We start from the raw sequence: 20,121 nt of genomic DNA on the forward strand, positions 1-20,121 counted from the left end.
ATGCTTACGTTCGTGGGTGTTCCGGATGCGGGCGGGAGCCGGCCTCAGCCGGCCATCCGCCGCTGGAGGTCGTGGAGGCGCGAGGCCATGGACCCGTCGACGACGTCGTCGCCGACCTGGACGCGGATGCCACCCACCACGTGGGGGTCCACCGTCACGTCCATGACGAGATCGCGACCGAAGGCGCGGCGCAGGCCCAAGGCCAGCCGCTCCTGCTGCTCGGCCTCGAGCGGCCGGGCCACGGTCACCTCGGCGATCCACTGGCGCTGCCGCTCGGCGACGACGTCCGCGGCCTTGCGGACGGCGGCGGACGGCTTCAGGCCGCGCGGGGCCGCGACGGCGCGCTCGACCAGCAGTCGGCCGGCCGGGCTGGCCGACTCGCCCAGGAGACGACCGGCCAGAGCGGCCCGCGCCTCGAGGGGTGCGTGCTGATCGGTGAGCGCCCGCTGCACCTCGTGCGAGTCCTCCACCGTGCGGTTGAAGGCCAGCAGCTCGCCCGAGAGGGCGGCCAGGCCCGCGTGTCCGCCGCGTGCGGCCTCCGCGGCGGCCGCGTGCGCGGCCACCGTCTCGAGGGCGTCCCCGAGATCGCGCTCCGCCGACCAGCGGCGGCCGGCCAGGTCCTTGAGGACCTGCAGTGCACCGGGGGTCACCCGGGCGCCGAACAGCGAGTCGACGAGGCCGTGACGGCGCTCGGTGGTCCAGGCGGGGTCGGTCAGGGCGCGGCGCAGGGCGCCGTGCTCGTCCACCACGTCCAGCGCGCCGAACAGCTCGCGTGCCAGGGCCACGCCGCCCTCGTCCAGCACCGGACCGACGGCCTCCAGGGAGGCGGCCAGGGAGTCCCTCGATGCGCCCGTCATCATTCGGCGACACCTGCGCTCTGGTGACGGTCCAGGTCAGCCAGGAAGCGGTCGACCACGCGCTGCGAGCGGGCGTCGTCCTCGAGGGACTCGCCCACGATCTTGCCGGCCAGGGTCGTGGCCAGCGAGCCGACCTCGCCCTTGAGCTGCGCGGCGGCCTGCTGACGCTCGGCGGCGATCTGCGCCTGCGCCTGCTCGGAGATGCGCGTCGCCTCGGCGGTCGCGCGCTCGCGCGCCTCGGCCACGATCTCGGCGGCCTCGGTGCGGGCATCCTCGCGGATGCGGTTCGCCTCGGTGCGGGCGTCCGCCAGCTGCGACTCGTAGTCCGCCATCATCGCGTTCGCCTCGGCCTGGGCCTTCTCAGCCTTGGCCAGACCGCCCTCGATCGCCTCGACACGGTCCTGGTAGGACTTCTCGAGGGTCGGGACGATGAACTTGATGACGATGAACATGAGCAGGGCGAAGCCCACCACGACGACGAGGATCTCCCACGGGTTGGGGATCAGGGGGTTGGCCCCCTCAGCCGCCGCGAGGATCAGTCCGTTGCTGATCATGTTTCAACCATCCTTCGGTCAAGAGTCCTGTGGAGAGGGAGCACCGACGGTCTCACCGTGCGGGCGCTCCGTGGACGCGGCGCGTCAGGCGCCGATGACGAAGGCGAAGACGAGGCCCAGGATGGCGAGGGCCTCGGCGAGCGCGAAGCCCAGGAGGGCGATCGGCTGCAGGATGCGCTGGGCCTCCGGCTGACGGGCGACGCCGTTGATGTAGGCGGCGAAGATCAGGCCCACGCCGATGGCGGAGCCGATGGCGGCGAGGCCGTAGCCGATCATGTTGAGCGAACCGTGCAGTTCCATGGTGTTCCTTTCACGAGGCCGAGGTGTCCGGCCGGGTTGTGGAGGGTCGGCCTCCCGGGTGGTCCTCCTGCGGAGGGCCGGGAAGACTGGTGGCGGGCTCTCCCGCCGTACCGCGGCCGCCTGGGTCGTGCCCGAGGCGGCCCCGGAAGATCAGTGGTCGTTCGCGTCGATCGCGCCCTGGATGTAGATCGCGGTCAGCAGCGTGAAGACGAAGGCCTGCAGGTACATGATCAGCAGCTCGAGGAAGTACAGGGCCACCGAGCCGAGGATGACCAGGATGCCGGTGCCCTGCAGGGCCAGGCTGCCGGTCTGCGTGATCAGGTAGGCGGCGCCGGCGCCGGCGAGCATCACGATCATGTGGCCGGAGAGCATGGTGGCCATCAGACGCAGGGAGTGGGTCAGGGGGCGCACGATGAAGTTGGAGATGATCTCCAGCGGCACGAGCAGCGGCAGGATCCAGCCGGGCACACCGGAGGGCACGACGGCCAGCTTCAGGTAGCGCACGCCGTGGCGCTTGATGCCGACGCCGATCCAGATCGCGTAGACGATGAGGGCCAGGCCGTAGGCGGCGCCCGCGTGGGAGAAGGTCGGCAGCTGCAGCACCGGGATGGCGCCGAACAGGTTGTTCAGCAGCACGAAGAAGAAGATGGCGAAGAGCAGCGGGACCCACTGCTTGAAGTTCTTCTCGCCCAGGATGTCCTTCGCGATGTCGTTCCGGACGAAGGAGTAGCCGGACTCGGCGAGCCACTGGGCCTTGCCGGGCACGAGCCGGGGACGGCGCATGGCCCACGCGAAGAAGGCGGTGATGAGCACCACGGAGAGCAGGACGAGCAGCATCTGCTTGCCGAAGCCAGTGCCGTACTCCGCACCCCAGGGGAAGATCTCCGGGAGGTGACCATCAGAGATGGTGGGGGGCACGAATGATGCGTTGGCCAGCACGAGGGTCAGCACGCGGTTCCTCTCCGAAGTGATGCAGTCGACGGGACCGCAGCCTCGTCCCCGGACCACAGGCGGGCGCCGCGACATTGCGGGGGTACCGGTGCGATGCGAGACACGGATGGCGGCAGATGGGCGCCGTCGAAGTGTTCGCCGCCAACGATACCAAACGGTGACCCGTGCTCCGTACCGCAGACGGGGCCCACGACATGGCCCGCGGCTCCGTGTCTTCGCCCCTCGGGCGGGTCAATCGGCGTAGATCCCGCGGCGGGTCCGGGCGAAGACGAGGACCTCCGCGGTCTGCCAGACGAGGATCGTCACGAGGGCGGAGATCGCCGCCGCGTCCGGCCGGACCCAGTCGGGGCGGGGCAGGGCCCCCAGCAGCACCGCGAACACCGCGATCTTGAGCACGAACAGCCCCACGCTGACCGGCAGCGCCGCCTCGCGCGCCCGGTCCCAGACGAGTGCCGTCGTCACCCCGGTGAGCGCCGAGAGCGCGAGCACCGCGCCGCCGCCCAACAGGGCGCTCCCGGCTGCCTCACCGCCGGCGGAGAGCAGCCACGCGGCGCACGTGATCGCCAGGGCAGCCCCCGCCGCGGCCAGGGACCACCCGAGGATCCCCCACCAGCCACGGCGGTTCTCCCAGCGGCGCCGGCGTCGGCGACCTCCCGCCCCGGTCACGCGTCCCCCCGCTCGTCCGGGTGGGCCGCGGCGTCGTTCCGGACCGCGCGACGGCGCTCCACGAGCGGATGCAGGGTGAGGTAGCCGGCTCCGGCCAGGGCCACGGCGAGCACGGGCAGGACGATCCTGTGGTCCACGAAGTTCAGGGACACCGCGCCCCAGGCCACGAGGAACGCCCAGAGCCAGAGCAGCGCGACGGCCTGCGCCTGGGTGTAGCCGCCGTCCACGAGCTTGTGGTGCAGGTGCCCGCGGTCCGCCGAGAAGGGGCTGGTGCCCTTGGCCGTCCGCCGCAGCACGGCCAGGGCGAGGTCCGCGAGCGGCAGTGCGAGGACGGCGACGGGCAGCAGGATCGGCATGTAGGCGGGGACGTTGCGGAAGCGCATCCCGTCCAGGGCGTTCACGTCCGCGGTCACGGCGACCGCGGCCGCGGCCATCAGCAGGCCGATGAGCATGGCCCCCACCTCGCCCATGAAGATGCGGGCCGGGGCCAGGTTCCACGGCAGGAAGCCCACGCACGCGCCGACGAGCAGGGCCATGAGCAGGGTGGCGAGGTTGGCGTAGTCGAACTGGTTGATGGTCCGCGTCAGCAGATACGAGTAGACGAAGAAGGCCGAGCCGCCGATCAGCGCGACGCCCGCCGCCAGGCCGTCCAGACCGTCCACGAAGTTGATCGCGTTCATCGTCAGCACCACGGCGAACACCGTGAGGATGACCTGCGTGGTCTCGTTCCCCACCGGGATCCAGCCCACCGGCATCGCCTCGATGCGGATCCCGCCCAGGGCCACCGCGAGCCCGGCCAGCACCTGGCCGGCCATCTTCACCCACCAGCGCAGGTCCCACATGTCGTCGGCGATGCCCACGATGAGCACGACGGCGACGGCGACCAGGAGCCCGCGCATCGCGGCGTCGTCCGCGTAGATCCCCTGGAGGAACGGCACGACTCCCCCGACGGCGAATCCCACCAGCACGGCCGCGGCCATGGCCACGCCGCCCAGCTTCGGCACGGGGTGCCGGTGCACGTCTCGCTGGCGCAGCGGGGTGAACACGCGCGCGCGCAGCCCCAGCCGGCGCATGAGGGGCGTCAGGGCCCCGCAGGCGACGGCCGTGACCACGACCAGGACGAGATACGCGCGCATGGGGGCCGGTCAGGCCTCCCGGTCGGCGGGGCGCGCCGCGGCGGCGTCGTCGGCCGCGATCCGCTCGGCGGCGACCGGCGGCTCCTCGCCCTCGGCGAGCAGGTCCGGCACCACCGCGCGCAGCTCTTCCAGGGGCACGGAGCCCTGCCGGGCCACCCGGAACGGGGTGACGGTGCAGTCCACGATCGTCGAGGGATCCCGGCTCTCGCGGGGGCCGGCGTCGAGGTAGAGGGCCACGGACTCCCCCAGCATCGAGCGGGCGGCGTCGGCGGTGGTGGCGGCGTCCATGCCGGTGCGGTTCGCACTGGAGACGGCCATGGGGCCGACGGCGTAGAGCAGCTCGCGGGCCACCGCGTCGTCCGGCACGCGCAGGGCGACGGTGCCGCGGGTCTCGCCGAGGTCCCAGGTCAGCGTGGGCTGGGACTTGAGGATGAGCGTGAGGGCGCCGGGCCAGAAGCGCTCGGCGAGGGCCTCGGCCTCCTCCGGCACGTCGTACGCGAGGCCCGCCATGACGCGGCGGTCCGCGATGAGCACGGGCGGCGGCATGGTGCGGCTGCGGCCCTTGGCGGCCAGCAGCACGGCCACGGCCAGCGGGGAGAACGCGTCCGCTCCGATGCCGTAGACGGTGTCCGTGGGCAGGACCACGCAGCCGCGGTCCGCGAGGACCTCGCGGGCGCGGGCCACGGCATTCTCGAGGGCGGCCGGATCCGAGACGTCGATGAAGTCACTCACGTCGGTCATTCTTCCACCTCCGCGCCCGCCGCGGCGTCGCAGGACCGGCGCGCCGTCAGGAACCGGTCTCGTCCGGTGAGGTCCGGGTGCACGCGGACGCCCGTGAACCGGGGGTCCGCGCCGAGGGTGGCCAGGAGCGCCGGGCCCTGCGTCTCGTGGTGCTCCATGGCGAAGAGGCCGCCCGGGGCGAGCAGGTCCGCCGCCCGGTGCGCGATGGCCCGCGGGACCCGCAGCCCGGGCGCGTCCCCGCCGTAGAGCGCCCGCGCCGGGTCCAGTCGGGCCTCGGGCTGGGCGGGCACCTCGGCCTCGGGCACATAGGGCGGGTTGCTCACGACGACGTCCACGCGGCCCTCGAGGTCGGGGCATGCGACAAGGGCATCGCCTTGTCGCAGGTCGATCCCGCGCGGGGCGAGGTTCCGCCGGGCCCAGTCGGCCGCCGTCGGGTCGAGCTCGACGGCGGTGACGGCGAGCGCGCGTCCCCGCGCCTCGCCCCACGCCGCGACGGCCGCGGCGATCGCGCCGGAGCCGGTGCACAGGTCCACCACGACGCCCGCCGCCGGCCGCGCGGCCAGGTCGGCCACGACGGTCTCCACGAGCAGCTCGGTCTCCGGCCGCGGGATGAAGACGCCCGGGCCGACCGCCAGGTCGAGCCCGTGGAAGTGCGCGACGCCGGTCAGGTGCTGGACGGGCTCGCGGGCGGCGCGGCGTCCGACGAGCGCCTCGAACGCCGCCGCCTGCGCGGGCTCGGCCACGGCCCCGGCGAACACCCGGGCCAGCAGCGCGCCGCGGTCGAGGCCGAGCACGTGGGCCAGCAGCAGCTCGGCGTCCACGCGCGGCGAGTCGATGCCCACCGCGGCCAGGCGGGCGGCGGCGTCGCGCAGCAGCGCGGACCAGGCCGGTGCGCTCACGCGTCCCCGCCCAGCGCGGCGAGCCGCCGCTCCTCGTCGAGGGCGAGGCAGGAGGCGATCACGGCCTCGAGGTCGCCGTCGAGGACCGCGTCGAGGTTGTGCGCCTTGTAGCCGGTGCGGTGGTCCGCGATCCGGTTCTCCGGGAAGTTGTAGGTGCGGATGCGTTCCGAGCGGTCCATGGTGCGCACCTGCGCGGCGCGCGCCGCGGAGTCCTCGGCGTCCTGCTCCGCCCGCTGCCGCTCGAGCAGCCGCGACCGCAGCACGCGCAGCGCGGCCTCGCGGTTCTGGATCTGGGACTTCTCGTTCTGCATGGAGACGACGATCCCCGTGGGCAGGTGCGTCAGGCGCACCGCGGAGTCGGTCGTGTTGACGGACTGGCCGCCCGGCCCGGAGGAGCGGAACACGTCCACCTTGAGGTCGTTCGGATCGAGGTGGACCTCGTCCGGGGCGTCCACCTCGGGCAGCACGAGCACGCCGGCGGCGGAGGTGTGGATGCGGCCCTGGGACTCGGTGACGGGCACGCGCTGCACGCGGTGCACGCCGCCCTCGAACTTGAGCCGGGCGTAGACGCCGTCGGCCGGGTCGGCCGCGCTCCCCCGCACCGCCACATGGACGTCCTTGTAGCCGCCCAGGTCGGAGTGCGTGGCGGAGAGGACCTCCGTCTTCCAGCCCCGGGACTCGGCGTAGCGCAGGTACATGCGCAACAGGTCGCCGGCGAACAGGGCCGCCTCCTCGCCGCCCTCGCCGCCCTTGATCTCGAGGATCACGTCGCGGGCGTCGTCGGGGTCGCGCGGGATCAGCAGCCGGCGCAGCCGTTCGGCGGCCTCCGCCTCGGCCGCCTCCAGACCGGGCACCTCGGCCGCGAAGGCCGCCGCGTCGTCGTCGCCGGCCGCGGCCAGCTCCCGCGCGTCGGCCAGCTCCTCCGCGGCCGCCGACCAGGCGCGGTGGGCCGTCACCACGGCGCCGAGCTCGGCGAACCGCCGGTTCAGCCGCCGGGCGAGCGCCGGGTCCTGGTGCACCGCCGGGTCGGACAGGCGCGCCGTCAGCTCGCGATGCTCCGCCAGGAGCCGATCCACGGCCTCGCGCCGCTGGTCCGAATCGAACACGTGCGTGCCTCTCCTCCTCCGGCCTCAGCGGGCCGGGCTGTCCGACGTGGACGGCCCCGCCCCGTCCGGCGGAGACGAGCTCCCCCGGGCGGGACGGGGCCGTGCGACGGGACGGTCAGTCGTCGCCCTTGGACCCCAGCGTGGTCTTGGAGACCAGCATGAGGAACTCGGCGTTGGACGCGGTGTCCTTGATCTTGTTGGTGAGCAGGTCGAGGGCCTGCTGCTGCTCGAGGCCGGAGAGCACCCGGCGCAGCTTCCACATGATCTTGACCTCCTCCTGCGAGAGCAGGGCCTCCTCGCGGCGGGTGCCGGACGCGTTGACGTCCACCGCCGGGAAGATGCGGCGCTCCGCGAGGTGACGGGACAGGCGCAGCTCCATGTTGCCGGTGCCCTTGAACTCCTCGAAGATCACCTCGTCCATGCGCGAGCCGGTCTCGACCAGCGCGGTGGCCAGGATGGTCAGCGAGCCGCCGTTCTCGATGTTGCGGGCGGCGCCGAAGAACTTCTTCGGCGGGTACAGCGCCGAGGAGTCCACACCGCCGGAGAGGATGCGGCCCGAGGCCGGGGCGGCCAGGTTGTAGGCGCGGCCCAGGCGAGTCATGGAGTCGAGCAGCACGACGACGTCGCGGCCCATCTCCACGAGGCGCTTGGCACGCTCGATGGCCAGCTCGGCGAGGGTGGTGTGGTCGTCCGCCGGGCGGTCGAACGTGGAGGCGATGACCTCGCCGTCCACCGACCGCTGCATGTCGGTGACCTCCTCGGGGCGCTCGTCCACGAGCACCATCATGAGGTGGACCTCGGGGTTGTTCGTCTTGATCGCGTTGGCGATCGACTGCAGGATCATCGTCTTGCCGGCCTTGGGCGGGGAGACGATGAGGCCGCGCTGGCCCTTGCCGATGGGGCTGACCAGATCGATCACGCGGGGGCCGATCAGCTTGGGATCGGTCTCCAGGCGCAGGCGCTCCTGCGGGTACAGCGGCACGAGCTTGCCGAACTCCACGCGCTGCGGGTGCTCGACGGCGGGCTGACCGTTGACCGAGGAGATCTTCACCAGGGCGTTGAACTTCTGACGGTTGGAGCCGCCGCCGTGGTGCTGCTGCTTCTCACCGTCGCGCGGGGCGCGGATCGCGCCGACGACGGCGTCGCCCTTGCGCAGACCGTACTTCTTCACCATGGCCAGGGAGACGTAGACGTCGTTCGGGCCCGGCAGGTAGCCGGAGGTGCGGACGAACGCGTAGTTGTCCAGCACGTCGAGGATGCCGGCCACGGGCTGCAGGACGTCGTCCTCGGTCAGCTCGGTCTCGTCGACCTCGGGGCCGCCGCGGCCACGACGGTTGCGGCCGCGCTCGTTGCGGTTGCGACGGTTGCGGCGGTTGCGGCCGCCCTCGTCGTCGCGGTCGTCGCGGCGGCTGCGGTCCCCGCGTCCGCCGTCGCCCCGGCCGCCGTCCTCGGACTTGTCGCCGCGCTGCTCGCGCGAGCCGTCGCGGCCGTTCTCACGGTCCCGGTTGTTCTCGCGGCCGTTCTCACGGTCCCGGTTGTTCTCGCGGCCGTTCTCGCGGTCGCGGCCGTTCTCGCGGTCCCGCCCGTTGCGGCCGCGGCCGTTCTCGCGCCCGTTGTCGTCACGGTCCTCCCGGTCGCCGCGGCGGTCCGCGTCGGCGCCGTCCTCGCCCTTGGCGCCGTCGGAGCGACGGTCCTGACCCTGCTGGGCGTCGTCGTCGCCGGCGCGGCGGCGGCCGCGGGAGCGGCGCTCGGACTGCGGGCGGTCCTCGCCCTCGTCGCGGGTCTCGGACCCCCCGGACCGATCCTGGTCCGAGGCGGTCTCCCGGGGGGCCTGCTCGGTCTGGGCCTCGCGGGCCTCGGCCTGGGGCTGCCCGTCCTGGGCGGCGGCCGGAGCGGAGGTGTCGGCGTCGGCGCGGCGCGAGCGGCGGCGGGCCGGGCGCTCGGCGGCCGGGGCGGCGTCCTCTGAGGGCGGGGCGGCCGGGGCGGCCTCGACGGCGGGGGCCTGGGCCGCGCGCTCGGCGGCGTCGCGGTCCGCCACGGAGCCGCCGCGCTGGTGGTCGGAGATCGCGGTCACCAGGTCGGCCTTGCGCATGCGTGAGCCGCCGGCGATGCCGAGCTGGGAGGCCAGGGCCTGGAGCTGGGCGAGCTTGAGCGAGGCCAGGCCACCGCCGTTCGTCGGCGTGGTCTGTTCCGTGGATTCGGTCACGAAGGTTCCTTCTCCCTCGAATGCGGCCCGGCGGCGCGTGGCGCGTCGGGCTGCGGTGTGCATCCGGTCGGGCCGCGCAGCGGCGCCCCAGAAAACCGGGTTTCATGGTGTGAACTCATCAGTGGCGCCTCCCCTGATCGTGCGCAGTCGCTGCGTGACGGGGCGGAGGCGTCCGGACTCGACCGAGCCGGAGGGGGTCCCGCTCACCGGCCGTGCGCAGCACGGGATGGATCGCGGCGGGGTTCCGGCCGACGGCGCACGGTGCGTCCGGCCGTCACAGGCCCGGGCACCAGAGACCCGGGCCGCGCGAGGCGGTGGGGTCAGCCGTGGTGGAGTGATTCCACCCTAACACCGTCCACGGCCACGGACGGCACCAGCACGCGCCAGGCGGCCGCCCCGTCCGCCGTCAGAGCACGCGCCGCCTCCGCGGCGTGTTCAGCCGCCTGGACGCCGTCGCACAGCGCGAGCACCGTGGGGCCCGCGCCGGAGACGACGGCGGCATGGCCGCGCTCACGCAGCCCCGCGACGAGCGCGGCGCTGTCCGGCATGGCCACGGCGCGCGGCTCCTGGTGCAGCCAGTCGCGCGTGGCGGCCGGCAGCAGCGTGGGGTCCTCCGCCAGGGCGTGGACGAGCAGCGCGGCACGGCCGGCCTGGGCAGCCGCCACGGCGTGGGGCACCTCGGCGGGCAGCACGCCCCGGGCGACGTGGGTGGACAGCTCGGTGTCCGGGATCGCGACCACCGGCACCACGCGCTCGTGCAGCCGCAGCCGCGCCGTGGCCGGGCCGGGGACGTCGTCACGGATCCAGGAGACGGTGGCCCCACCCACGAGTGCGGGGGCGACGTTGTCCGGGTGCCCCTCGAAGCGGGTGGCCGCCTCGAGCAGGTCCGCGGGCGCCCGGCGCAGGGCGGCCGGCAGCAGGGCCTCGGCCGCGGCGTAGGCCGCGACGACGGCGGCCGCGGACGAGCCGAGCCCGCGGGCGTGCGGGATCCGGTTCACGGCGCGCAGGTGCAGCCCCGGCGCGGTGAACCCGCGGTCCCGCAGGTGCTCGTGCGCCAGGCGCAGGATCAGGTGCGCGCCGTCCCGCGGCAGGGTGGCCTCCCCCTCCCCCTCGACCTCCGCGACGTCAGGGCCCGCCACGACCGTGAGCGTCACCTCGTCGCGCAGCTCCAGGGCCAGGCCCATCGAGTCGAAGCCGGGGCCGAGGTTGGCGGAGGTGGCGGGGACGGAGACGGACGCGGCGGTCCCGGGCGCCAGCGGCTGCGGTGCGGCCATGGCTCAGCTCAGGCCGAGGGCCTGGGCGACGGTGACCACGTCGAACGGCACCGAGCGCGGGGTCACGTCGGCGCCGTCGGCGCCGCGCAGGGCCCACTGCGGGTCCTTGAGGCCGTGGCCGGTGACGGTGATGACCCAGCTCTTGCCGGCCGGCACGTTCCCGGCGGCGTGGTGCTTGAGCAGCCCGGCGACGCCGGCGGCGGAGGCGGGCTCGACGAACACGCCCTCCTTCGCGGAGAGCCAGCGATGGGCCTCGAGGATCTCCTCGTCCGTGACGGAGTCGATCATCCCGCCGGACTCGTCGCGGGCGGCCTCGGCCTGCTCCCACGAGGCCGGGTTGCCGATCCGGATGGCGGTGGCGATCGTGTCCGGGTCGGTCACGGGGTGGCCCTGGACGATCGGGGCGGCGCCCGCGGCCTGGAAGCCCCACATCACGGGGGTCTTCGTGGCCACCGCGGGCAGCTCGGCGTCCGAGGCGCCCTCGTGCGGGTTCACGTAGGGGGCGGCGTACTCGCGGTAGCCCTTCCAGTACGCGGTGATGTTGCCCGCGTTGCCCACGGGCAGCAGGTGGTAGTCCGGGGCGTCGCCGAGGGTGTCCACGACCTCGAACGCGCCGGTCTTCTGCCCCTCGATGCGGGCCGGGTTGACGGAGTTCACGAGGAACACGGGGTAGTTCTCGGCCAGCTTGCGGGCCACCTCGAGGCAGTCGTCGAAGTTGCCCTGCACCTGGAGGATCTCCGCGCCGTGGGCCACGGCCTGGGACATCTTGCCCATCGAGATCTTCCCCTCGGGCACGAGCACGGCGCACGTGATCCCGGCCTGCGCGGCGTAGGCCGCCGCCGAGGCGGACGTGTTGCCGGTGGACGCGCAGACGACGGCCTTCGCGCCGTCAGCGACGGCGGCGGTGATCGCCATGGTCATGCCGCGGTCCTTGAAGGAGCCGGTCGGGTTCATGCCCTCGAACTTCACGTGCACGGTGCCCTGCACCAGCTCGGAGAGGTGGGGGGCGTGGATGAGCGGGGTGCCGCCCTCGCCGAGGGTGATCACGCGCGTGTCCTCGGTGACGGGCAGGCGGTCGGCGTACTCGCGGACGACGCCGCGCCACTGGTGGGCCATGGGTCAGTTCCCTTCGACTCGGAGGACGGACGCGACCTCGTGGACGACGTCCAGGGCGGCGAGCGCCCCGACGGTGGCGTCGAGGTCGCGCTGCCGCGCACGGTGGGTGATCAGCCGCAGGGACGCGCCGGGGGCGTCCTCGCGCTCAGATGGGACCTGACGCAGCGTCTCGATGGAGACGCCGTGCTCCTCGAACACCCCGGCGACGCGGCGCAGCACACCGGGCTGGTCCGCCGCGCGCAGCACGACCATGAAGGAGGTGTGGGCCTCGGCCGGGTCCAGGGCGGGCAGGGCGGTGACGGGGGTGCGCAGGCGCGCCGGGCCGCCGCGCACGATGCGCTGGGCGATCGAGACGACGTCGCCCATCACCGCGGAGGCGGTGGGGGCGCCGCCGGCGCCGGGACCGTAGAACATGAGCTCGCCGGCGTTGTCGGCCTCCACGAAGACGGCGTTGAACGCCCCGCGCACGGAGGCCAGCGGGTGCTCCCGCGGCAGCAGGGTGGGGTGCACGCGCAGGACCGCGCCCTCGGCGCCGTCGGCGGCGCGGCCGCGCTCGGCGATCGCCAGCAGCTTGATGACGTAGCCCGCCTCCGCGGCGGCGGCGTTGTCCTCGGCCGTGATCGCGGTGATGCCCGCGACGGCCACCTGGTCCAGGGTGTACGGCGCCCCGAACGCGATGGTCGCCAGGATCGCGGCCTTCGCGGCGGCGTCGTGGCCCTCGACGTCGGCGGTCGGGTCGGCCTCGGCGTAGCCGAGCCGCTGGGCCTCGGCGAGGGCGTCGTCGAAGTCCGCCCCCTCGGAGTCCATCCGGTCGAGGATGAAGTTGGTGGTGCCGTTGGCGATGCCCATCACGCGGGTGACGCGGTCGCCGCCCAGGGAGTCGCGCAGCGGGCGCAGGATCGGGATGGCGCCGGCGACGGCGGCCTCGAAGCTGAGCTGCGCGCCGGTGGCGGCGGCCGCGGCGTACAGCTCCTCGCCGTGCTGGGCCAGCAGCGCCTTGTTGCCCGTCACCACGGACGTGCCGGCGGCCAGGGCGCGCAGGATCAGGGTGCGGGCCGGCTCGATGCCGCCCATCAGCTCGATGACGACGTCCGCGCCGTCCACGAGCGCCTCGGCGTCGGTCGTGTAGAGCGCCGGGCCCGCCTGCCAGTCGCGCGTCGCGCCCGTGTCCCGCACCGCGATGCCCGTGAGCTCGAGGTCGGCGCCCACGCGGTCCCGCAGGATGTCGGCGTCCTCGGTGAGGATCCGGGCGGTCTGGGACCCCACGGTCCCGCCGCCCAGTAGGGCGACCTTGAGTGCGGTGGGGGCGTCGGTGTGCTGGGGCATGGTCCTCCGTGATCCAGGGTGGGGTCGGGCCCGCGCGACCGCGCGGCCCGGCTGGCCTCGAATCTAGCGCGGCGCCCCGGCCCGTCCCACCGCGCGACACTCGGTGTCCGCAGAGCGGGACGGACCCACCCGGGCTCGAGGCCGGCGGCCGGGTGCGCCGCGCCCGCGTCCTCAGCGGGCGAGGCGCGGATCGGCCTCGCGGGCGAACAGGTCCTCCTGCGTCTCGCGACGGATGATCACCCGCGCCTGCCCGCCGGAGACCGCGACGACGGCCGGGCGGGCCAGCGCGTTGTAGTTCGAGGACATCACGTGCGTGTACGCGCCCGTGGCCGGCACGGCCAGCAGGTCGCCGCGGCCCAGGTCGGCCGGCAGGTACACGTCGCGGACCAGGATGTCGCCGGACTCGCAGTGCTTGCCCACCACGCGGGAGAGCACCGGCTCGGCCTCCGAGGTGCGGCGCGCGGAGACGGCGGTGTAGTCGGCGTCGTAGAGCACGGGACGCGGGTTGTCGGACATGCCGCCGTCCACGGCGACGTAGCGGCGGGCCGCGGTGCCGCCGTCGGGGGTGTCCGCGTCCACGGTCTTGGTCACCCCGACCGTGTAGAGGGTCAGCCCCGCGGGGCCCGAGATGGCCCGCCCCGGCTCGAGCGAGACCCGCGGGCACCTCAGGCCGAGGCGCTCGACGGTCTTCTGGACGTCGTCGGCGAGGGCGTCGGCGATCTCCGCGGCCGGGCGCGGCTCGTCCACGGCCGTGTAGGCGATGCCGTGGCCGCCGCCGAGGTCGAGCTCGGCCAGCTCCACCCCATGCTCAGCCTTGACCTCGGCGAGGAACTCGAGCACGCGTCCGGCCGCCAGCCCGAAGCCCTCGGCCTCGAAGATCTGGGACCCGATGTGGCAGTGCACGCCCAGCAGGTCGATCGACTCGGCCGCCAGGGCCGCGGCCACGGCGACGGCGGCCGGCGAGCGGCCGGCCACGTTGCCGTCCCGGTCGGTGGAGGCCGGGGCCAGGGAGAGGCCGAACTTCTGGTCCTCGTGCGCGGTGGCGATGAAGTCGTGGGTGTGCGCGTGCACGCCCGGGGTCAGCCGGAGCATCACGGGGGCGCGGCGGCCGGCCTCGGCCGCGAGCGCGGCCAGGTGGGTGAGCTCGTCGAGCGAGTCCACGATGATCCGGCCCACGCCCGCCTCGAGGGCGGTGCGCAGCTCGGCGTCCGACTTGTTGTTGCCGTGCAGGCCGATGTGGGCCGGGTCGACGCCGGCGGCCAGCGCGATCGCCAGCTCGCCGCCGGAGGCGGTGTCCACGCGCAGGCCCTCCTCGGCCGCCCAGCGGGCGGTGGAGAGGGTGAGCATGGACTTGCCGGCGTAGTAGACGTCCGCTCCCCCGCACAGGTCGGCGAACGCGGCGTCGAAGCCCTCGCGGAACGCGCGGGCGCGGGCGCGGAAGTCGTCCTCGTCCACCACGAGCAGCGGCGTGCCGAACTCCGCGGCGAGCGCGCTCGCGCGCAGGCCCTGGACGGTGAGCTCGCCGTCGGCGGCGCGGTCCACGCCGGCGGCCCACAGGCCGGGCACGAGCGCGTCCGGGTCCCCCGGCGCGGGGAGCCAGGCGGGGGCGAGCGGGGAGGCGGGGGCGGGCTGCGGCGTCGTCATCCGGGCGCTCACATCTTCTCCGGGGCGGTCACGCCGAGCAGGCCGAGGCCGTTGGCCAGCACCTGGGCGGTGGCGTCGTTGAGCCACAGGCGGGTGCGGTTGAGGGTCTCGACGGGACGCGGCGTCCCGTCGTCGGTGGGCATGGGCACGATGCGGCAGGCGGCGTACCACGAGTGGTAGGCCCCGGCGATCACCTCGAGGTGGCGGGCCACGCGGTGCGGCTCGCGCAGGCGCGCCGCCGCGCCGACGACGGCCGGGAACTCCGCCAGCTGGGCCAGCAGCTCCGACTCGGTGGCGTGGGTGAGCAGGGCGGCGTCGAACTCGGAGCGGTCCACGCCGTGGGCCTGCGCGGTGCGCGCCGCGCCCGAGGCGCGGGCGTGGGCGTACTGCACGTAGTAGACGGGGTTGTCGTTCGTGGCGGAGCGCAGCAGCTCGGGGTCGATCGTCAGGGGCGAGTCCGCGGGGTAGCGGGCCAGGTCGTAGCGCAGGGCGTCGCGGCCGAGCCACTCCACGAGGTCCTTGAGCTCGATGATGTTGCCGGCGCGCTTGGAGAGCTTCGCGCCGTTGACCGAGATGAGCTGGCCGATGAGGATCTCGATGTTCGTCGCCGGGTCGTCGCCGGCGGCGGCGGCGATCGCCTTGAGGCGGTTCACGTAGCCGTGGTGGTCGGCGCCGAGCAGGTACACCTTCTCCTCGAAGCCGCGGTCGCGCTTGTGGAGGTAGTAGGCGGCGTCGGCGGCGAAGTAGGTGGGCTCGCCGTTGGCGCGGATGAGCACGCGGTCCTTGTCGTCGCCGAAGTCGGTGGTCTTGAGCCACACGGCGCCCTCGCGGTCCTCGATGTGGCCCTGTTCGCGCAGCCGCTGCACGGCCTGTTCGATCGCGCCGGAGTCGTGGAGCGTCTGCTCCGAGGTGAACACGTCGAAGTGCACGTCGAAGGCGGCGAGCGTGTCCTTGATGTCCTGCATCTGGAGCCGGTACGCGGCCTCGCGGACCACCGGGCGGGCGGCCTCGTCCGTCAGCTCGCGCACGTCCGGGTGCTCGAGGGCGACGGCGTCGGCCAGCTCCTGCACGTACGCGCCCGGGTAGCCGCCCGCGGGGACGTCACGGCCGTGCAGGCGGGCGAGGACCGAGTCGGCGAACACGTTCATCTGGTTGCCGGCGTCGTTGACGTAGTACTCGGCGGTGACGTCCGCGCCCGAGGCGCGCAGCAGGCGGGCGATCGCGTCGCCCAGCGCGGCCCAGCGGGTGTGGCCGATGTGCAGCGGGCCGGTGGGGTTGGCGGAGACGAACTCCATGTTCACGGTGTGCCCGGCCAGGGCGTCGTTGCGGCCGTACTCCGGGCCGGCCTCGACGATCTCGCGGGCCAGGGCGCCGGCCGCGGCCGCGTCCAGGGTGACGTTGAGGAAGCCGGGGCCGGCGACGTCGACGGCGGCGATGCCCGGCTTCCCGGTCAGGCGCTCGGCCACGAGCCCGGCGAGGTCGCGCGGGGTCATCCCGGCCTTCTTGCCCAGCTGGAGGGCGACGTTGGTGGCCCAGTCGCCGTGCTCGCGGCTGCGGGGTCGCTCCACCTTCACGCGCGCGGGGGTGATCTCCTCCCGCAGCGCGGCGGGGAGGTCACCGGCATCGACGGCGTCGGTGAGGACAGCGGACAGCAGGGCGGAGAGGTCTTCGGGCTTCACCCGCGCAAGTCTACGGAAGGGCCGCCGCGCCCGTGCGCGTGCGAACGAACCCTGCGAGATGGCCCCCTCCGGCCCGCGGTGGGGGCCATCTCGCAGGGTTCGTCGGGGTGGGGGTCAGGCGGGCCAGGCGGCGAGGCCGCCGGCGAGGGACAGGACGCGCCCGCCGGCGCCCGGGTCGGCCCCGACGACGGCGTCCCGCGCCCGGGCCGAGCGGGCTCCGGCGGCGCAGTAGACCACCAGGACGCGGTCCTGCCCGGGCGCGTGGGCCGCCGGCTCCGCGAGGACGGCCTCGAGCGGGACGTGTCGATCGGCCACCGCCGCGGGGGCCTCGACGCGGCGCAGGCGCCGCTCCCAGTCCTCGCGGACGTCGAGCAGGGTGAGGGACGCGGCCCGGGCGGGGTCGGCGAGCAGGGCGGCCAGCGCGGCGGGGGCGATCTCCCCGCCCGCGGCGCCGCACGCCTCCGCCGAGCCGGGGGCGCCGGCGTCGTCCGGGCGGGGGGCCTGGTCCGCGTGGGCGGACAGGTCCGTCACGGGGGTCCGCTCGGGGTCGGGCACGAGCCGCAGCTCACGGAAGCGCATCGTCAGGGCGTCCACGGAGAGCAGCCGCCCGACCAGGGGCTCACCCACCCCGGAGAGCAGCTTGATCGCCTCGGCCGCCATGAGGGAGCCGATGATCCCGGGCAGCACCCCGAGCACTCCGGCCTGCGCGCACGAGGGCACCTCGCCGGGTTCGGGCCGCTCCGGGAACACGTCCCGGTACAGCGGCCCGCCCGGGGCGAACACGCTCACCTGCCCCGCGAACCGCAGGATCGCGCCCCACACCACGGGCACGCCGGCGATCTCGCACGCGTCGGCCACGAGGTAGCGGGTCGCGTAGTTGTCCGTGCCGTCGAGCACGAGGTCCACGCCGCCGACCCGTTCGAGCGCGTTGGCCGCGGTCAGGCGTTCGCGGTGCTCGACCACGCGCACCTCGGGGTGCAGGCCGCGCATCGTCGCGGCGGCGGAGGCGGTCTTGGGACGGCCGAGGTCCGCCTCGGCGTGGATCACCTGGCGGTGCAGGTTGGAGCGGTCCACCATGTCGTCGTCGATCACGTGGACCTCCCCCACGCCCGCGGCGGCGAGGTAGGTCAGCACGGGCGCCCCGAGGCCGCCGGCGCCGACCACGAGGACGCGGGAGCGCAGCAGCGCCAGCTGGGCCTCGGGGCCGAAGCCGTCCAGGCTCAGGTGGCGGGCGAAGCGCTCGAGCTGGGTGTCGGACAGTGCGGTGAGGTCGCGGGGCTCGCGGGCGGCGGGGTCCAGGGCGGCGGTCACCGCTCGTCCTCCTCGGCCGTGACCCGCCCGGCCATCGGCGAGGAGGCCAGGGCGTGCTCGCGGCGCGGGATGCGCCCGGCACGGCGGGCGCGGAAGCCCGCCTCGAGCGCGAGCCGGCACGCGTGGGCCATGCGGGCGGGCTCGGCGGCGCGGGTGATGGCGGAGGCGGCGAGCACGGCGTCGCAGCCGGCCTCCATCGCCAGGGCGACGTCCGAGGCGGTGCCCACGCCGGCGTCGAGCACGATCGGCACGGAGGCGCGGGAGACGATCAGCTCCAGGTGTGCGCGGTTGAGGATGCCCAGCCCCGAGCCGATCGGCGAGCCCAGCGGCATGACGGCGGCGGCGCCGGCCTGCTCGAGGCGCAGCGCCATGGCGGGGTCGTCCGAGGTGTAGGCCAGGACGGTGAAGCCGTCGGCGGCGAGCCGCTCGGTGGCCTCGAGGGTCTCGACGACGTCGGGCAGCAGGGTGCGCTCATCGGCGATGACCTCGACCTTCACGAGGTCGGTCTCGAGCGCCTCCCGGCCGAGCCGGGCGGTGAGCACGGCGTCCCGGGCGGTGTAGCAGCCGGCGGTGTTGGGCAGCACGTCGATGCCGAGGCGGTCCAGCAGCGCGACCAGGCCGTCACGGGTGTCCGCGGACCAGCGGCGCAGCGCCACGGTGGTGAGCGTGGTGCCGGAGGCGACGAGGGCGCCCTCGAGGGCGGTCAGGTCGGTGATGCCGCCCGTGCCCATGATGAGCCGGGAGGCCAGGTCGTAGCCGCCGATCCGCAGCGGCGGGATCGCGGGGGCGGCGGGCGGGGTGCGGTGCTCGGCCATCGCTCAGCCCCCCTGCACCGCGGTGACGACGTCGACCTCGTCCCCGGCGGCCAGCTCCCGGGTGGCCCAGGCCGACCGGGGCACGACCTCGCCGCCGACCGCCACGGCCACGCCGAGCCGCCGCCCATCCGCGGCGGCGCCGTCCTCGCCGATCGCGCGCCCGGTGACGTGCGCGACGACGTCGCGGACGGTGGCCACGGCCAGCTCGGCGGGCTCTCCGTTGAGGGTCAGGGGGAGGGTGCTCATGCGATCTCCTTCAGGCGGGCGTGCAGCAGCTCGAGGATCCGCCCGGCCGCCCAGGGGGCGAGCAGGATCCCGTGACGGTGGAAGCCGGTGGCGACGACGGCGCCCGGAGCCTCGGGCACGGCGAGCACGCGCGGGGCGTCGTCGGGGGTGCCGGGGCGGGCGGCGGTGGTGATCTCGACCAGCTCGCACTCGCGGACGGCGGGCAGGATCGCGGCGGCGTCGGCGAGCAGGTCCAGCACGGCCCCGGCGGAGGTGCCGGCCAGGCCGTCCTCGCGGGCCGAGGCGCCGACCACGAGGGTGCCGTCCGCGCGGGGCACGAGGTAGACCTGGCGCCCGTGGACGAGGCCGCGGACGGTGCGGGTGATCAGGTGCGACTCCCCCGGCAGCAGCTGCTCGGGGCGCACCCGCAGACGCAGCACGTCGCCGTGGACGGGGCGCAGCGGGACCTCGACGGCGGTGGCCGCGCCGCCGATCCCGCGGTGGCCCAGGCCCGCGGCGAGGACCGCGCCGTCGGCGGTGAGGACGCCCCCGTCGGCCAGCGTGAGGCGCACCCCCTCGCCCTCCGGGCCGGCGGCGGTGACGCGTCCGGCCACGAACCGGGCGGCGGGTCCGGCGCCGACCGGGAGCGGGCCGCCGTCGGGTCCGGTCTCGGCGCGCAGGGCGGCGACGCAGGCGGCGGCGAGCCGTCGCGGGTCCACCTGATGGTCGTCCGGGGCGTCGAAGCCGGCGGCCAGGCCCGGGGCCAGGGCGGGCTCGGCGCGGCGCAGCGCGCGGACGGAGACGGGCTCGACCCGGCGACCGAGGATCGAGGCGTGCTCGAGCACGTGGTCCCAGGCGCGGGCGTCCGAGGGGTCCGCGGCCACGATCCAGGCGCCCTGTGCGAGGAAGCCCGTCTCCACATCGGTGAAGGCGGCGAGCAGGTCCACGAGGGCCGGGTAGGCCTCCCAGCCGGCCTGCAGCAGCGGGGCGAGGTCGTCCTGGCTGAACTGGGTCTCGGCGAGCGGCGCGAGCATCCCCGCCGCGGCGTGGGTGGCCCCGGCCACGGCGTGCGGGCGCCCGGCGGCGTCCAGCTCGGGGGCGATCAGGGTGACGGCGTGGCCTGCGGCACGCAGACGCACGGCGGCGGTGAGGCCGATGATCCCGGCCCCGACGACGGCCACGTGCACGGACCGGTCCTCCTCACGGCGGCATGACCCGCATCGAGTGGTGATGGTCGGCCGCGCCGGCGCGGTGCGCCCCTGCGGCCCTCTCAGCCCGGCGTGTGCGGCCCGGGCTCCCATGGAACAGCGGCCAG

At 74.9% G+C, this 20,121-nt stretch carries 19 protein-coding genes and 1 riboswitch; all 19 genes read right to left on the reverse strand.

Going from position 1 to position 20,121, the window contains the following annotated elements:
• Positions 1 to 44: 44 nt before the first annotated feature.
• The 19 genes from G6R13_RS01230 to G6R13_RS01320 all read right to left on the reverse strand — a co-directional run bounded on the left by G6R13_RS01230 (position 45) and on the right by G6R13_RS01320 (position 19,993).
• The gene (locus tag G6R13_RS01230) at positions 45 to 860 is read right to left on the reverse strand and encodes a F0F1 ATP synthase subunit delta (protein ID WP_159833041.1); all 816 of its coding nucleotides are present in this window, start codon (positions 858 to 860) and stop codon (positions 45 to 47) included.
• Positions 857 to 1,411 carry a F0F1 ATP synthase subunit B gene (locus G6R13_RS01235; RefSeq protein WP_002857262.1) on the reverse strand — a complete coding sequence of 185 codons (555 nt, stop codon included), beginning with the start codon at positions 1,409 to 1,411 and terminating at the stop codon, positions 857 to 859. Before G6R13_RS01235 ends, G6R13_RS01230 begins: the two co-directional genes overlap by 4 nt.
• Positions 1,412 to 1,495: 84 nt before the next feature.
• Entirely contained in the window at positions 1,496 to 1,711 is a 216-nt protein-coding gene (locus tag G6R13_RS01240) for an ATP synthase subunit C (protein WP_002857264.1), read from the reverse strand.
• 150 nt (positions 1,712 to 1,861) lie between these two features.
• Positions 1,862 to 2,662: a F0F1 ATP synthase subunit A gene (gene atpB / locus G6R13_RS01245; RefSeq protein WP_002857266.1), complete on the reverse strand. Its 801-nt coding sequence runs from the start codon at positions 2,660 to 2,662 to the stop codon at positions 1,862 to 1,864.
• A gap of 231 nt (positions 2,663 to 2,893) precedes the next feature.
• Positions 2,894 to 3,328, reverse strand: coding sequence for a hypothetical protein (locus G6R13_RS01250; protein ID WP_101967161.1), 435 nt, complete (start codon positions 3,326 to 3,328; stop codon positions 2,894 to 2,896).
• Positions 3,325 to 4,464, reverse strand: a complete 1,140-nt coding sequence (locus G6R13_RS01255; protein ID WP_159833037.1) for an MraY family glycosyltransferase — start codon at positions 4,462 to 4,464, stop codon at positions 3,325 to 3,327. Before G6R13_RS01255 ends, G6R13_RS01250 begins: the two co-directional genes overlap by 4 nt.
• A 9-nt stretch (positions 4,465 to 4,473) precedes the next feature.
• Positions 4,474 to 5,205, reverse strand: a complete 732-nt coding sequence (locus G6R13_RS01260; protein WP_049161492.1) for an L-threonylcarbamoyladenylate synthase — start codon at positions 5,203 to 5,205, stop codon at positions 4,474 to 4,476.
• Positions 5,202 to 6,104, reverse strand: coding sequence for a peptide chain release factor N(5)-glutamine methyltransferase (gene prmC, locus G6R13_RS01265; RefSeq protein WP_159833035.1), 903 nt, complete (start codon positions 6,102 to 6,104; stop codon positions 5,202 to 5,204). Before prmC ends, G6R13_RS01260 begins: the two co-directional genes overlap by 4 nt.
• On the reverse strand, positions 6,101 to 7,210 hold the full coding sequence (gene prfA, locus G6R13_RS01270; protein WP_044659208.1) for a peptide chain release factor 1: 1,110 nt from the start codon (positions 7,208 to 7,210) through the stop codon (positions 6,101 to 6,103). The genes prmC and prfA overlap by 4 nt, the downstream gene beginning before the upstream one ends.
• A 115-nt stretch (positions 7,211 to 7,325) precedes the next feature.
• Positions 7,326 to 9,416, reverse strand: a complete 2,091-nt coding sequence (gene rho / locus G6R13_RS01275) for a transcription termination factor Rho (protein WP_163720902.1) — start codon at positions 9,414 to 9,416, stop codon at positions 7,326 to 7,328.
• A gap of 320 nt (positions 9,417 to 9,736) precedes the next feature.
• Entirely contained in the window at positions 9,737 to 10,690 is a 954-nt protein-coding gene (thrB, locus tag G6R13_RS01280; protein ID WP_101967155.1) for a homoserine kinase, read from the reverse strand.
• A 3-nt stretch (positions 10,691 to 10,693) separates the two neighbouring features.
• Positions 10,694 to 11,806 (reverse strand): threonine synthase, encoded by a 1,113-nt coding sequence (gene thrC, locus G6R13_RS01285; RefSeq protein WP_036313078.1) that lies wholly within the window; start codon positions 11,804 to 11,806, stop codon positions 10,694 to 10,696.
• Between the two features lie 3 nt (positions 11,807 to 11,809).
• Positions 11,810 to 13,132, reverse strand: a complete 1,323-nt coding sequence (locus tag G6R13_RS01290) for a homoserine dehydrogenase (protein WP_101967154.1) — start codon at positions 13,130 to 13,132, stop codon at positions 11,810 to 11,812.
• Between the two features lie 171 nt (positions 13,133 to 13,303).
• Positions 13,304 to 14,776: a diaminopimelate decarboxylase gene (gene lysA / locus G6R13_RS01295; protein WP_163720904.1), complete on the reverse strand. Its 1,473-nt coding sequence runs from the start codon at positions 14,774 to 14,776 to the stop codon at positions 13,304 to 13,306.
• An 8-nt stretch (positions 14,777 to 14,784) separates the two neighbouring features.
• Positions 14,785 to 16,455, reverse strand: coding sequence for an arginine--tRNA ligase (argS, locus tag G6R13_RS01300; protein ID WP_159833029.1), 1,671 nt, complete (start codon positions 16,453 to 16,455; stop codon positions 14,785 to 14,787).
• 114 nt (positions 16,456 to 16,569) lie between these two features.
• Positions 16,570 to 17,766: a molybdopterin-synthase adenylyltransferase MoeB gene (gene moeB / locus G6R13_RS01305; RefSeq protein ID WP_159833027.1), complete on the reverse strand. Its 1,197-nt coding sequence runs from the start codon at positions 17,764 to 17,766 to the stop codon at positions 16,570 to 16,572.
• Positions 17,763 to 18,581, reverse strand: a complete 819-nt coding sequence (locus G6R13_RS01310) for a thiazole synthase (protein ID WP_159833025.1) — start codon at positions 18,579 to 18,581, stop codon at positions 17,763 to 17,765. The genes moeB and G6R13_RS01310 overlap by 4 nt, the downstream gene beginning before the upstream one ends.
• 3 nt (positions 18,582 to 18,584) lie before the next feature.
• Positions 18,585 to 18,827: a sulfur carrier protein ThiS gene (gene thiS / locus G6R13_RS01315; RefSeq protein WP_041105270.1), complete on the reverse strand. Its 243-nt coding sequence runs from the start codon at positions 18,825 to 18,827 to the stop codon at positions 18,585 to 18,587.
• Complete coding sequence (locus G6R13_RS01320; RefSeq protein ID WP_036316589.1) at positions 18,824 to 19,993, reverse strand: FAD-dependent oxidoreductase; 1,170 nt, start codon at positions 19,991 to 19,993, stop codon at positions 18,824 to 18,826. Before G6R13_RS01320 ends, thiS begins: the two co-directional genes overlap by 4 nt.
• A riboswitch (TPP riboswitch) is annotated at positions 19,987 to 20,117 on the reverse strand. (Overlaps the previous gene by 7 nt.)
• Between the last annotated feature and the right edge of the window lie 4 nt (positions 20,118 to 20,121).

It is taken from the genome of Micrococcus sp. Alg238-R198, assembly GCF_900537135.1.
Classification (GTDB): Bacteria; Actinomycetota; Actinomycetes; order Actinomycetales; family Micrococcaceae; genus Micrococcus; species Micrococcus luteus.

Bases quoted from the DNA above. Each gene is read 5' to 3' on its own strand.
- G6R13_RS01230 (WP_159833041.1), bottom strand. From the start codon at position 860: ATGATGACGGGCGCATCGAGGGACTCCCTGGCCGCCTCCCTGGAGGCC.
- G6R13_RS01235 (WP_002857262.1), bottom strand. From the start codon at position 1,411: ATGATCAGCAACGGACTGATCCTCGCGGCGGCTGAGGGGGCCAACCCC.
- G6R13_RS01240 (WP_002857264.1), bottom strand. From the start codon at position 1,711: ATGGAACTGCACGGTTCGCTCAACATGATCGGCTACGGCCTCGCCGCC.
- G6R13_RS01255 (WP_159833037.1), bottom strand. From the start codon at position 4,464: ATGCGCGCGTATCTCGTCCTGGTCGTGGTCACGGCCGTCGCCTGCGGG.
- G6R13_RS01260 (WP_049161492.1), bottom strand. From the start codon at position 5,205: ATGACCGACGTGAGTGACTTCATCGACGTCTCGGATCCGGCCGCCCTC.
- thrB (WP_101967155.1), bottom strand. From the start codon at position 10,690: ATGGCCGCACCGCAGCCGCTGGCGCCCGGGACCGCCGCGTCCGTCTCC.
- thrC (WP_036313078.1), bottom strand. From the start codon at position 11,806: ATGGCCCACCAGTGGCGCGGCGTCGTCCGCGAGTACGCCGACCGCCTG.
- G6R13_RS01290 (WP_101967154.1), bottom strand. From the start codon at position 13,132: ATGCCCCAGCACACCGACGCCCCCACCGCACTCAAGGTCGCCCTACTG.
- lysA (WP_163720904.1), bottom strand. From the start codon at position 14,776: ATGACGACGCCGCAGCCCGCCCCCGCCTCCCCGCTCGCCCCCGCCTGG.
- G6R13_RS01310 (WP_159833025.1), bottom strand. From the start codon at position 18,581: ATGGCCGAGCACCGCACCCCGCCCGCCGCCCCCGCGATCCCGCCGCTG.
- thiS (WP_041105270.1), bottom strand. From the start codon at position 18,827: ATGAGCACCCTCCCCCTGACCCTCAACGGAGAGCCCGCCGAGCTGGCC.